This window comes from Duganella guangzhouensis, assembly GCF_009674535.1.
In the GTDB taxonomy this organism is placed as follows: Bacteria; Pseudomonadota; Gammaproteobacteria; order Burkholderiales; family Burkholderiaceae_D; genus Rugamonas; species Rugamonas guangzhouensis.
Map to the genome: position 1 here is coordinate 170093 of NZ_WKJK01000012.1, position 13268 is coordinate 183360.

The 13268-nt window shown below is 63.9% G+C and carries 13 protein-coding genes; 1 reads left to right on the plus strand and 12 read right to left on the minus strand.

The genetic code is table 11. The features are described from left to right. Position 1 precedes the first annotated feature (1 nt). The 7 genes from waaC to rfbB form a co-directional block, all read right to left on the minus strand. Entirely contained in the window at positions 2–1006 is a 1005-nt protein-coding gene (waaC, locus tag GJ699_RS22225) for a lipopolysaccharide heptosyltransferase I (protein ID WP_154380380.1), read from the minus strand. Between the two features lie 4 nt (positions 1007–1010). Further along, a complete protein-coding gene (locus GJ699_RS22230) occupies positions 1011–2393 on the minus strand; it encodes a phosphomannomutase/phosphoglucomutase (protein ID WP_154380382.1) in 1383 nt (460 codons plus the stop codon). Positions 2394–2430: 37 nt separating this feature from the next. After that, positions 2431–3525: an MraY family glycosyltransferase gene (locus tag GJ699_RS22235; protein ID WP_154380384.1), complete on the minus strand. Its 1095-nt coding sequence runs from the start codon at positions 3523–3525 to the stop codon at positions 2431–2433. Positions 3526–3694: 169 nt separating this feature from the next. Further along, complete coding sequence (gene rfbD, locus GJ699_RS22240) at positions 3695–4552, minus strand: dTDP-4-dehydrorhamnose reductase (protein ID WP_154380386.1); 858 nt, start codon at positions 4550–4552, stop codon at positions 3695–3697. Further along, on the minus strand, positions 4549–5097 hold the full coding sequence (rfbC, locus tag GJ699_RS22245; RefSeq protein WP_154380388.1) for a dTDP-4-dehydrorhamnose 3,5-epimerase: 549 nt from the start codon (positions 5095–5097) through the stop codon (positions 4549–4551). The genes rfbD and rfbC overlap by 4 nt, the downstream gene beginning before the upstream one ends. Next, positions 5094–5984, minus strand: a complete 891-nt coding sequence (gene rfbA, locus GJ699_RS22250) for a glucose-1-phosphate thymidylyltransferase RfbA (protein WP_154380390.1) — start codon at positions 5982–5984, stop codon at positions 5094–5096. Before rfbA ends, rfbC begins: the two co-directional genes overlap by 4 nt. Beyond that, positions 5984–7051 (minus strand): dTDP-glucose 4,6-dehydratase, encoded by a 1068-nt coding sequence (gene rfbB, locus GJ699_RS22255; RefSeq protein ID WP_154380392.1) that lies wholly within the window; start codon positions 7049–7051, stop codon positions 5984–5986. The genes rfbA and rfbB overlap by 1 nt, the downstream gene beginning before the upstream one ends. 119 nt (positions 7052–7170) lie before the next feature. Between rfbB and GJ699_RS22260 the strand changes: the two genes are divergently transcribed. Further along, the gene (locus GJ699_RS22260; RefSeq protein ID WP_154380394.1) at positions 7171–8040 is read left to right on the plus strand and encodes a symmetrical bis(5'-nucleosyl)-tetraphosphatase; all 870 of its coding nucleotides are present in this window, start codon (positions 7171–7173) and stop codon (positions 8038–8040) included. Here the strand turns inward: GJ699_RS22260 and GJ699_RS22265 are convergent. The 5 genes from GJ699_RS22265 to GJ699_RS22285 form a co-directional block, all read right to left on the minus strand. Further along, on the minus strand, positions 8018–9202 hold the full coding sequence (locus tag GJ699_RS22265; RefSeq protein ID WP_154380396.1) for an SGNH/GDSL hydrolase family protein: 1185 nt from the start codon (positions 9200–9202) through the stop codon (positions 8018–8020). The two genes, GJ699_RS22260 and GJ699_RS22265, sit on opposite strands and share 23 nt — an antisense overlap. A 103-nt stretch (positions 9203–9305) precedes the next feature. After that, positions 9306–10235, minus strand: coding sequence for a LysR family transcriptional regulator (locus GJ699_RS22270; protein ID WP_154380398.1), 930 nt, complete (start codon positions 10233–10235; stop codon positions 9306–9308). A gap of 2 nt (positions 10236–10237) precedes the next feature. Beyond that, a complete protein-coding gene (locus tag GJ699_RS22275; protein ID WP_154380400.1) occupies positions 10238–10987 on the minus strand; it encodes a lysophospholipid acyltransferase family protein in 750 nt (249 codons plus the stop codon). A gap of 9 nt (positions 10988–10996) precedes the next feature. Further along, the gene (locus GJ699_RS22280) at positions 10997–12298 is read right to left on the minus strand and encodes a dihydroorotase (protein ID WP_154380402.1); all 1302 of its coding nucleotides are present in this window, start codon (positions 12296–12298) and stop codon (positions 10997–10999) included. After that, positions 12295–13260, minus strand: coding sequence for an aspartate carbamoyltransferase catalytic subunit (locus GJ699_RS22285; protein ID WP_154380404.1), 966 nt, complete (start codon positions 13258–13260; stop codon positions 12295–12297). Before GJ699_RS22285 ends, GJ699_RS22280 begins: the two co-directional genes overlap by 4 nt. Between the last annotated feature and the right edge of the window lie 8 nt (positions 13261–13268).

Here is a 13268-nt window from a genome sequence, read left to right on the forward strand (position 1 = left end):
ATTAAGTAAGCAGACTCCGGGCCGCAGTCAGCACCTCCGCCACCGATGGCGGCGTGCCCTGATCGCCCAGGTTGATTATACGCGGCGACCAGTTACCCTCGGTCTTCCAGCGCGGCGAATCCGCGTAGATCTCCACCGTCGGCCGCACAAACGCGGCGGCGATGTGCACCAGCCCCGTATCAACGCCCACCACCAGCGTGGCGCGGCGCGCCACCATGATCGCATCGGCCATCGACAGCTTGGGCAGCAGCCGTGCATTCGGCAGCTGCGCCGCCAGATGCTCGGCTTCCGCCTTCTCCTTGGGCGAGCCCCAAGGCAGCAGGATCGGCATCGGCGCCAGCTCCCGGCCCAGCGCGATCCAGTGCTCCGGCGCCCACTTCTTGGCGTCGCGCGCGGTGCCATGGAAGAACACCACATACGACTCCGGCATCCACTCCGGACGCGGCGTATCGTCCGGCACCGACGGCAAGCCGAAATCGGCCGGCGTATCGACCGCATAACCCAGCGCCGCACCGGCGACGATGCGCCCGCGCGCCACCGCGTGCGTGCGCGGATCGGTCGGAATACTCAGGTTATGGAAGATGCGCGAGATGCCCTCATAGCCCGAGCCCTCGCTGCCATTGGCCAGGCCAACCTTGCGGCCGCCCTTCACCACCCGGGCCGCGCCCATGATGATGCCGGTCTTGAGCAAGCCCTGGGTATCGAACACATAGTCGTACTCCTGCTGGCGCAGGGTACGGAAAAACGACTTGATCTCGGCCCGCGTTTCCGCCTTGCCCAGACTCTTGCGCCAGCGCCGCAACGCGAACGGAATCACGTTGCGCACGCGCGCATTCAAGCGCACCAGGCTGACAAAGCCCTCCTCCACCACCCAGTCGATATTCGCGTCAGGGAAGTGGCGGGCGATGTCGGCCACCATCGGCATGTTATGCAGCACATCGCCCAGCGACGACACGCGCACCAGCAAAATATTCAACGGCTTGCCGCCGCGCGCAGGCGTCGCCATGGGCTTAGAACGGCAGCTCCGCGTCCGGCTTGGCAGCCAGGATCACGCGCTTGAACTGGCCCTGAATGCGCTCCAGCGCGGCCGGGTTTTCGGCTTCGAAGCGCATCACAATCACCGGCGTGGTGTTGGACGAACGCGCCAGGCCGAAGCCATCCTCGTACTCCACGCGCAGGCCGTCGATGGTGATGATCTGCTGATGGCCAGGGAATTCGGCGTCGGCGCGCAGCTTGTCCATCAGCGCGAAGTTCTCGCCTTCCTTCAGGTGCAGATGCAGTTCCGGCGTGCTGTCCGATTGCGGCAGCGCGTTCAGCAGCGCCGACGGATCTTTTTCCTTGGTCAGGATTTCCAGCATGCGCGCGCCGGCGTACAGGCCGTCGTCGAAACCGTACCAGCGATCCTTGAAGAAGATGTGACCACTCATCTCGCCGCCCAGCGGGGCGCCGGTTTCCTTCAGCTTGGCCTTCACCAGCGAGTGGCCGGTTTTGTACATCAGCGGCTTGCCGCCCGACTTCTCGATGTACGGCGCCAGATGGCGGGTGCACTTCACATCGTACAGAATCTCGGCGCCGACGTTGCGCGACAGTACGTCGGCCGCGAACAGCATCATCTGACGGTCAGGATAAATGATCTGGCCATCCTTGGTGACCAGCCCGAGGCGGTCGCCATCGCCGTCGAAGGCCAGGCCGATTTCGGCATCGGTCTCCTGCAGCGCACGGATCAGATCCTGCAGATTTTCAGGATGCGCCGGGTCCGGGTGGTGGTTAGGGAAATTGCCGTCCACTTCGCAGAACAGCTCAATCACCTCACAGCCCATGCCGCGATACAGATCGCCCGCGAACGCGCCGGCCACACCGTTGCCGGCATCGACCGCGATCTTGATCGGACGCGCGATCTTCACATCGCCAATGATGCGTTGCAGGTACTCGGCGCGGATATCGTAAGTGCTGTAGGCGCCCGGCGTGGCCGACGGCTTGCCGTCATGCGCCAGCGCGCTGTCGTACAGACCGGTGATGGCGTCGCCGTAAATCGCTTCGCCGGCCAGCACCATCTTGAAGCCGTTGTAGTCCGGCGGATTGTGGCTGCCGGTGACCATGATGCCGGAACGCGCGTCCAGCACATTGGTGCCGAAGTAGACCATCGGCGTGGCCACCACGCCCAGGTCGATCACGTCGACGCCGGCCGACTGCAAGCCCTCGGCCAGCGCCTTGGCCAGCGACGGGCCGGACAAACGGCCGTCACGGCCGATCACCACCTTTTTTTCGCCCTTGGCCAGCGCGGCGCGGCCGAACGCGGCGCCGATCTGGTGTGCAACGCCCGCATCCAGGGTTTTATCGATGATGCCGCGAATATCGTAAGCTTTGAAAATCGTTTTGGATAAGGAGACCATAATGAGCGATAAGTGAGAGCGATTGGTTAGTGTATCATCAATGTTTTTTATGGCGTATCATCCAGCGCGGCGCGCGGAAACGTACGATGCGCACATAAATCCAGATGTAGCAGCCGATGAACAGCAGGCAGGACACCATCAGCACCCAGGTATGGCGCCAGAACACGGTGGCCGGGATCACCGCCATCAGCGAGAACAGCCACAGATAGGGCGACGTCATCGAATTACGGCGGATCAGCGCGCGCGCCTCCTTGCGGCCCACGGCCCACTGCACCACGCGCCGGAAAATCAGGCTGTGCAGGTGGATACCGTCTGGCACCGCCGGCGACTTACCGCGCACGAACATGCGGCGATACACCGAGAACATGGTCTCGAACGCCGGATAAATCAACAGCAGCGCCGCATACCAGGTCGACACCTGCGGATTGCGCATCACCAGCAGCAACGCCAGCTCGCCCAGCATGAAGCCGATAAAGTACGCGCCGCCGTCGCCGAGGAAAATCAGGCCGACCGGATAATTCCAGATCAGGAAACCGGCGGTGGCGCCGGCCACCATCAGCGCCGCGATCAGCACGAACATATCGTTGACCTGCAGCGCCACATAGCCCAGCGACAGCAGCATGCAAATGCACACCACGCTGGCCAGGCCATTGAAACCATCGATGATATTGACCGCATTGGCGATGCCGGCCACCGCCAGCACCGTCAGCGGCAGCGTGATCCACATATATGGCAGCGCCCAGGCCGAGAACGCCCAGTCGAGGCGGTCGATGCGGGCGTCGAGCAGGAAATAGCCGAGCGTGGCGGCGGTCATGGTCAGCAGCAGGCGGCGGGTGGCGCTGACGCGGCCGGTGTAATCCTCGACAATGCCGCCGGCGAAGGCGACGGCGGCGCAGGCCAGCAGCGACAGCAGCAGATCGCTGAGCACCGGCACGCGCCAGATCGAAATGGCGGAACTGAGCGCCACCGCCACAAAAATCGGCAGACCGCCGATCCGGGCCACATGGTGGGCATGGACTTTCTGCACGCCGTCGAAATTGGTGTCCAGCGCCGGTCCGTGCAATCTCGCCTCTTTAATGACCAGCAGGGTCAGCAGTGCGGAAGCGATAAAGCTCAGTAAGAAGGAAAACATATTATTTTAAATTCTGCGTTGTATCGCAACACGAAGCATTAACAACGTGCCAACAGCTGATTGTACAGGATTACACGCGGCGGCCAGCGTTTTGGGCGGCCGCCGGCATGATACCAGTAGCAACTTGCTCATGTGGCCATGCTTACCAATCGATACAACTCCGGAGGAATTAGCGCATGCAGAGATGCAGGGCTTCTTTCCAGTGGGGCAGATGGCAGAAACGCGCCATCAGGCGTTCGGACGACATCACCGAATATTGCGGCCGGCGCGCCGGGGTCGGGTACTCGGCGCTGGTGATCGGCACCACCTTGCAGCTCAGGCCCGCTTCTTCGATGATGGCTTCGGTGAATTCGTGCCAGGTGGTCTGGCCTTGCGCGCTCAGGTGATACACGCCGCTGTTTTGCACCCACCACTCGCGTCCGCCCGCGTGCGCCTGCGACAGCACCTGGGCCGTGATGTCGGCGATGGTGCGGCTCCAGGTCGGCGCGCCGTGCTGGTCGGCCACCACGCGCAGTTCATCGCGTTCCTTGGCCAGCCGCAGCATGGTCAGCAGGAAGTTCTTGCCGCGCATGCCGTACACCCAGCTGGTGCGGAAGATCAGGTGCGGAATACCGGCCGCCGCGATCGCGCGCTCACCGGCCAGTTTGCTGGCGCCATAGACGTTCAGCGGCCCCAGCGGATCATCCTCCACCCGCGCCGTCGGCTGCGAGCCGTCAAACACATAGTCGGTGGAGTAATGCACCAGCGCCGCGCCCAGTAGCTTGGCTTCCTCGGCCATCACGCCTGGCGCTTCGGCGTTGATGCGGTGTGCCAGTTCGGGCTCGCTCTCGGCCTTGTCGACCGCCGTGTAGGCGGCCGGATTGACGATCAGCTTGGGCTTGACGCTGCGGATCACGTCGCGCACCTGGTCCAGATCGGACAGGTCCATGACATTGCGGTCCACCGCCACCACCTCGCCCACACCCTGCAGGCTGCGCGCCAATTCGTAGCCAACCTGGCCGGTGCTACCGGTCAGCAGCACCTTCATGCGAACACCTCGGCGTCGGCCAGCAGCAACGCGGCCTGGTCTTTACCGGACAGCAGCGGTGCGGCGTCCAGCACCGGCCATTGGATGCCGATCGCCGGGTCGTTCCACAGGATCGCGCGCTCATGTTCGGGCGCCCAGTAGTCGGTGGTCTTGTACAGGAATTCGGCGGAATCGGAGGTGACCACGAAACCATGCGCGAAGCCGGCCGGTATCCACATCTGCAGCTTGTTTTCGGCCGACAGTTCCAGTCCAAACCACTGGCCAAAGGTCGGCGAGCTCTTGCGGATGTCGACCGCGACGTCGAACACCGAACCGGCGGTGGCGCGCACCAGCTTGCCCTGGGCTTGCTGAATTTGATAATGCAGGCCGCGCAGCACGCCCTTGGTCGAGCGCGAATGGTTGTCCTGCACGAATTCGGTGGTGACGCCGGTCAGCTCGCTAAAGCGGCGGGCGTTGTAGCTTTCAAAGAAAAAACCGCGGTCGTCGCCGAAGACGCGTGGCTCCAGCACCAGCAAGCCTTCCAGCGGCGTAGTAATGACATTCATCGTGGGACTACCTTATCTTCCAGAATTTGCAGCAGATATTGACCGTACTGGTTTTTCTTCAGCGGCTCGGCCAGCTTGCGCAGTTGCTCGGCGTCGATATAGCCCTTGCGATAGGCGATCTCTTCCGGGCAAGCCACCTTCAAGCCCTGACGTTTTTCAATCGTGGCGATGAACTGCCCCGCTTCCAGCAGCGATTCGTGGGTGCCGGTATCCAGCCAGGCCATGCCGCGCCCCATCACTTCGACATTCAGCTGCCCCTTTTCCAGATAGGCCTGGTTGACGTCGGTGATTTCCAGCTCGCCACGCGGCGACGGCTTGATGCCGGCGGCAATGTCGCACACCTGGCTGTCGTAGAAGTACAGGCCGGTGACGGCGTAGTTCGATTTCGGCTGCTTCGGCTTTTCCTCGATCGACACCGCGCTGCGGTTCGCGTCGAACTCGACCACGCCATAACGTTCCGGATCCTGCACGTGATAGGCAAACACGGTGGCGCCGTCGGTCTGCTCGGTGGCGTGGCGCAGCAACGCGTCCAGGTCATTGCCGTAGTAGATGTTATCGCCCAGGATCAGCGCCGACGGCGCATCGCCCACAAACTCCCGGCCGATGATGAAGGCTTGCGCCAGCCCGTCCGGCGACGGCTGCACCGCGTAGCTGATGCTGATGCCCCACTGGCTGCCATCGCCCAGCAGATCCTTGAAGCGCGGCGTGTCCTGCGGCGTCGAGATCAGCAGAATCTCGGTCATGCCGGCCAACATCAGCACCGTCAGCGGATGGTAGATCATCGGCTTGTCGTAGATCGGCAGCAGCTGTTTGGAGACGCTCATGGTCACCGGATACAGCCGGGTGCCGGAACCGCCCGCGAGAATAATCCCTTTGCGCTTGTTCATCACTGGCCCTCGCGGTTGAAGTAGTTGGTCTCGATCCATTTGGTGTAACCGCCCGACTGCACGTCGGCCACCCATGCCTGGTTATCCAGATACCATTGCACGGTCTTGGCGATGCCGGTCTGGAAGGTCTCGGCCGGCTTCCAGCCCAGTTCACGCTCCAGCTTGCGCGCATCGATGGCGTAGCGGCGGTCGTGTCCGGGACGGTCTTTGACGAAGGTGATCTGGTCGCGGTAGCTGCCCTGCGCTTTCGGCTTCAGCTGATCCAGCATGTCGCACAGCGTGTGCACCACGTCCAGATTGGCCATCTCGTTCCAGCCGCCGACGTTGTAGGTCTCGCCCAGGCGGCCGGCTTCCAGCACGCGGCGGATCGCGGCGGCGTGGTCGCTGACGTACAGCCAGTCGCGCACCTGCTGGCCATCGCCGTAGATCGGCAGCGGTTTGCCGGCTTGCGCGTTGGCGATAATCAGCGGGATCAGTTTTTCCGGGAAGTGGTACGGGCCGTAGTTGTTGGAGCAGTTGGTGGTCAGCACCGGCAGGCCATAGGTGTGGAAGTAGGAACGCACCAGATGGTCGGACGCGGCCTTGGACGCCGAGTACGGGCTGTTCGGCGCAAACGCCGTGGTTTCGCTGAACGGCGCATCGTCCGGTCCCAAGGTGCCATACACCTCGTCGGTCGACACATGCAGGAAGCGGAATGCGGCTTTCTCATCGTCCGGCAGGCCGGACCAGTAAGCGCGCGCCGCTTCGAGCAGGCTGAAGGTGCCGTTGATATTGGTCTGGATGAATTCGCCCGGCCCAACGATGGAGCGGTCGACGTGACTCTCGGCCGCGAAGTGCACCACCGCGCGCGGCTTGTGCTGCTGGAACAGCGCCAGAACCTGGGCCTGGTCGCAGATATCGCCGCGCACGAACACATGGCGCGCATCCTGCTTCAGGCTGGACAGGTTGTTCAGATTGCCGGCATAGGTCAGCTTGTCGTAGTTGAGGACGGGCTCATCGGACTGCGCCAGCCAGTCGAGAACAAAGTTTGAGCCTATAAAACCAGCACCACCCGTTACAAAAATCATTTAGTATCCCGCAGCAAGCGTCAGTTAGTCGTATGCATGATTTTATGTGAAGTGCCCCGTATCAGGGCAAAAATTCAGGGTAATTCAGCCCCCAAAGCAACGAACAAGTGAGTATCTATATGAAAACCTATGTAATCGGGGATTTGCAGGGCTGTCACGAGCAGGCGCTGGCCATCCTCGACCGCATACGCGCCCATGCCGCAGCCGCTGGTGTGGCCGAGCCCGCCATCCTGTTCGCAGGCGACCTCATCAACCGTGGTCCGGATTCGTTGTCCACGCTGCGCCATGTGCGCCAGCTGGCGATCGCCAGCGGCGGCCTGATCGACAGTGTGCTGGGCAATCACGACCTGCACCTGCTGGCGGTGGCGTACGGCATCCGGCCCGAGCACAAGTCGGACACGCTGGCCGAGATCCTGCATGCGCCCGATCGCGATGAGCTGATCGATTGGGTGCGGCACCGGCCATTGGCGATCCACGTGCAGAACCACGTGCTGGTGCACGCCGGCCTGCTGCCGCAATGGAGCGCGGCGCAAGCGATGACGCTGGCCGGCGAGGTGCAAGACATGCTGCGCGGCGATGGCATCGACGACTTCCTGGCCGAGATGTATGGCAACGAGCCGGCCCAGTGGTCGGATGATTTGCAGGGCGCAGACCGGCTGCGCTGCATCATCAACGCAATGACGCGGCTGCGCTTCTGCACCGCCGATGGGGTGATGGACTTCAAGATGAAGGAAAGCGGCACCGCCGATCCGTCGAGCGGCCTGATGCCGTGGTTCGAAGTGCCGGGCCGCCGCAGCGCGCGCGAAACCGTGGTGTTCGGCCACTGGTCGGCGCTGGGACTGAAGCTGGAACCGAATCTGATCGCGCTGGACAGCGGCTGCGTGTGGGGCGGCCAGCTGTCCGCCGTGTGCCTGGAAGACCGCAGCCTGCTGCAGGTGCAGTGCCCGGAATTCCAGCAAGTCGCGTCTAAAGCGGCAAAACTGGCATAGCATCTGCCATGGCCTGGTAGCCGCGATCGTTCGGATGCAAATGATCGCCGCTGTCGTAGGCCGGCAGCAGCCGATCGGTCCGGGCCGGATCACGCAACTGCAGGTCAAAGTCAACCAACGCATCGAACTGGCTTGCGCTGCGTATCCACGCATTGACCGCCTGCCGTTTGGCTTCGCCCTCGGCGCTGCGGACGAACGGCTTGCCGACGCCGCCGGACGGCAGCAAGGTGGCGCCGCACACCTTGACGCCAGCCGCATGCGCGCGCTGTATCACAGCCTGCATGCCGGCAATGATGTCCTGCGCCGACGCTTGCTGATCCGGCACCGCCAGCATATCGGAAGCATTGATATCGTTGGACCCCGCATGCAGCACCAGCCAGCGCACGCCCGGCCGGTCCAGCACATCGCGCTGCAAACGCGCCAGCATGCTCGGGCCAACGAAAGGCCTGGCGCCATCTCTCAGCAGCCGGTTACCGGCAACGCCCGCGTTCAACACCGCCACCGATGACGGCGCCAGCCGTGCCGCCAACTGATCCGGCCAGCGCGCTTGCGCATCGGTGCTGGAGCCGACACCGTCGGCGATGGAATCGCCCAGCACCACGATGGTACGCGCCGCGCTGGCGCCCCGCACCTCCAGGCTAGCCAGGAAATACAGGCTGTCATCGGTTTCCGTGGCGGGCATGACGGCGGCGGCAGTGAGGTCCGCGCCGCGAGCAATGTAAGCGGTCTGCAAGCCTTCGCCATGCAGCGTTGCACGCGCGCTGCCCTGTGGCAAGTAGAGGCTGACCGCCAGTTTCTGCAAGGCCGTCACCGGCATCGCCAGCGGATCGCTGAGTACGCTCTCACCCGGCGCAATCGTCACGTGCGGCTGCCCCGCGAAGGTCAGCACGCCGCCACTGCCGGGCTCGATGGCGGCGACGCCAGCCCAGCGCGCCACCCGCACCGTCCCCACGATCAGCGGCGCCGTGCCCTGCGCATTGGACAGGCGCACCCGCACACTGTCACCGCCGACGCTGGCGCGTATCACCTGGCGCAGGCTCAACGCCTGCATCGCCGGCCCGGGAGTGTCCGGCACCGCCATCCAGCTTGTCGTCCACTCCGGCGCGGCCATGCTGTACATCGGCGCCAGCAAAAACAGCAGCATTGCCATCCAGCGTTTCATCGCACTCCCCTATGGTTGTTGAGTGCGGCCAGTCTACGGACGCAGGCTTGCCAAATCAACAGCAATGGCCGCATACCCGCTATGCGTGCCGCGCATGCCCGGCTCAACCGGCGTTGAAGTGCGTCACGCCATGCTCGAAGCCATGCAGCACATCAAACATCTGCTGCCGGAACCATTGATGCGCCGGATCGTGATGATGACGGGCATGCCACAGCAGCCAGTAGCGGTAGGCAGGCACGTCGAACGGCAACGGCTGCCATGCCAGCGGCGCGGCCGAGGCGAACTTGATGGCCATGTGTTCAGGCACGGTCAGCAGCAGATCTTGCTGGCCAAGCAGACGCAGCGCCGCCGAAAAAAACGGCACGCTCAGACGCACAGTGCGCCGCACGCCATGCTGAGCCAGTGCTTGTTCGATCACGCCATCGCGGTCGCTGCCGCCGCTGATGCGCAGGTGCGAGGCCGCCACATAATCCGCCAGTGTCAGCACCTTTCCCGCCAGCGGATGGGTGGCCCGCATCAGGCACACCGCCCGGTCCTCCCCCATGGCGCGGCCATGCAGGTTCTCTGGCAGCAGGTCGGCGATGGTGGCGACCAGGTCGACGCCTTCATCGCTCAACAGCCGGTAGTAGCCGGGCTCCCACATGCGGAAGTCCAGCCGGGCCTGCGGCGCTTGCGCGTGCAGAACCTCGGCCAAAGATGGCAGCATGTGTTCAGCCAGATAGTCGGAGCCGGCGAGAGAGAAAGTACGCGAGCAGGTGGCGGGCTCGAAACCCGGGCCATCCAGCACCAAATGAAGCGACGCCAGCACGGCCTTGAGCGGGCCGCGCATGGCTTGTGCACGCTGGGTCAGCAAGAAACGCTGGCCCTCGCGTATCAACAGAGGATCGCCGTATTGAACGCGCAACTGGGCCAGTTGGCGGCTCAGCGCGGACTGGGTCAGGCCCAGCATCTCGGCCGCCAGCGTCAGGTTGCGCGTTTCCAGCAGCACATCCAACGACCTCAGCAAATTCAGGTTGGTGGATGGCTGCGGCATGCTTAGTGCGCCGTTACCGTCACGCCCAACGCGGCGGCGACGGCTTGCTGCGAGGCCTCGGCCAACTCGCGCCGGTGGGCGCCGATGGTGTCCAGCGGTGGCAGGATCGCCAGCTGTGCTTTCACCGGCGGCCCGTTCAGAATCAGCGCGATGCTTTCCGCGAAGCTGGTCTCGCCGATGAAATCCACCGACGGATGCGAGGCGCCGTCGGCATCGCGGTAAGTCAGCGCGAACGGCTGCACCGGCACCTTGGCGTCAATCGCCGCCTCAAACAGATTGGCATGGAACGGCAGCAGCTGGCCCTGCGCGGCGGTGGTCCCCTCCGGGAAAAACGCCACCCGCTCGCCCTGCTCCAGCGTGTGCACCAACCCCTTGAAGATATGCCGCAGATCGCGCCGGTTGCCGCGCGCGATGAACACCGTGCCGGCCTTCTCCGCCAGCCAGCCGGCCAGCGGCCACGAGCGAATCTCGGCCTTGGCCACGAAGTGACTCGGATACAGGCTGTGCACCACGAAGATGTCCAGCCACGACACGTGATTGGCCACCACCATCGAATGCTCCAGCACCGGCGCGCTGCCCGGCGCCAGCTCCACCGTCACATTGCACAGCGCCAGCAACCGGGTGGACCAGCGGCGGATGTGAACATTGCGCTGGCTCCAGCCTATCCACGGAAACACCGTGGCGCAGATCGCCATGCCCTTGAATACGTGCAGCAGCACCCGCGCCAGGCGGAAGATCGTCGACAGTTTCATGCAGGCGTATCAGCGTTGGTAAGCGACGTGGCCGGCCACGATGGTGGTTTGTACCTGACCGGCCAGGTTGTAGCCGAGGAACGGCGTGTGCTTGCCCTGGCTGGCCAGCGCCGACGCTTCCACCGTCCAGTGCGCACCGGCGTCGAACAGCACCACGTCCGCCACCGCGCCCACCGACAGCGTGCCGGCATCCAGACCTGCTACACGCGCCGCTTCCGAGGTGATGCGGGCCAGCGCGCGCGATAACGGACGCTGACTGCCGGTATCCTGTTGCGCCGCATAGTCGTCGGCCCATTTCAGCGTCAGCGACAGCAGCAGTTCCAGGCCGGTCGCGCCGGGCGAAGCTTCACCGAACGGCAGCAGTTTTTCATCGTCGTCGACTGGCGTGTGGTCCGAGCACAGCGCGTCGATGGTGCCGTCCAGCAGGCCGGCACGAATGGCGTCGCGGTCGCGCTGGCTGCGGAATGGCGGATCCATGCGCGCGTTGGAATCGAAGAAGCCGATATCGGCGTCGGTCAGGTGCACATGGTGCACGCCAACGTCGCAGGTGACCGGCAAGCCCTCTTCCTTGGCCTTGCGCACCAGCTCCAATGCGGCCGCCGACGACAGGCGGCACAGGTGCACGCGCGCGCCGGTCGAGCGCATCAGTTCGAAGATGGTGTGCAGCGCGATGGTCTCGGCCATCACCGGCACGCCGGACAGGCCCAGGCGCGAGGCCAGCGGACCCGACGCGGCCACGCCGCCACGGCCGATGTACGCATCCTGCGGACGCAGCCACACGGTGTAGCCGAAGGTCTTGGCGTACTGCATGGCGCGCAGCAGCACGTTGGTGTCCTGGATGGTTTTTTCCGCTTGCGAGAAGCCGATGCAACCCGATTCGGTCAGCGCAGACATTTCGGTCAGCGCGTCGCCCTTCAGACCCATGGTCAGCGCGCCCAGCGGGTGCACGTGCGCCTGGTTCAGCTTTTGCGCGCGGTGTTTCAGCATTTCCACCAGGCCCGGTTCGTCCAGCACCGGATCGGTATCCGGCGGGCACACCAGCGAGGTGACGCCACCTTGCATGGCGGCCTGCATTTCCGATTCCAGCGTGGCTTTGTATTCAAAACCCGGCTCGCGTAGGCGCGCCGACAGGTCGACAAAGCCAGGTGCGACGATCAGGCCGATGGCGTCGATGGTCTGGTCGGCGGTGAAGCCGGCCGGCGCGGCGCCGATCGCCAGCACTTTGCCGTCGGCGATATAAAGGTCGTTGAGGCCGTCGATGCCGTTGGCGGGATCGATCACGTGGCCATTCTTGATGTGGATATTCTTCATGCTTGGGTTCCTGCTACGATGCTCATGACTGCCATACGAACTGCGATGCCGAAGGTGACCTGCGGCAGAATCACCGCCTGCGCGCCATCCGCCACGGCGGAATCGATTTCCACGCCGCGATTCATCGGGCCCGGGTGCATGACGATGGCGTCCGGCTTGGCCAGCGCCAGCCGTTCCGGCGTCAGGCCGTAGCTCTTGAAGTATTCGCCGGCCGACGGCAGCAGCGCACCGCTCATGCGCTCGTTCTGCAGGCGCAGCATGATGATCACATCGACGTCTTTCAAGCCTTCATCCATGTTGGTGAAGGTGCGCACGCCCATCTGCTCCAGGCCGCCCGGCAGCAGCGTGTGCGGGCCGATCGCGCGCACTTCCGGCACGCCCAGCGTGGTCAAGGCGTGAATGTCGGAACGCGCCACGCGGCTGTGCAGAATGTCGCCCACAATCGCCACGCGCAGGTTGGTGAAGTCCTTCTTGTAGTGGCGGATGGTGTACATGTCCAGCAGACCCTGGGTCGGGTGAGCGTGGCGGCCATCGCCCGCGTTGACCACGTGCACATGGTTCTGCTTGGTTTCCATCAGGTGCTTGGCGATCAGATACGGCGCGCCCGATTGCGCGTGGCGCACCACGAACATGTCGGCGTGCATGGCCGCCAGATTGTCGATGGTGTCCAGCAGCGATTCGCCCTTGCTGGTCGACGAGGCCTGAATGTTCAGGTTGATGACGTCGGCCGACAAGCGCTTGGCGGCGATTTCAAAGGTGGTGCGGGTGCGGGTCGAGTTCTCGAAGAACAGGTTGAACACCGATTTGCCGCGCATCAGCGGCACTTTCTTCACATCGCGGTCGGAGATGCCGACGAAGGACGAGGCGGTGTCCAGGATGTGATTGAGGATGCCTTTCGGCAGGCCCTCGATCGACAGCAAGTGCTGCAGCTCGCCGTGTTTATTCAGTTGCGGATTAAGCATGATGTGGT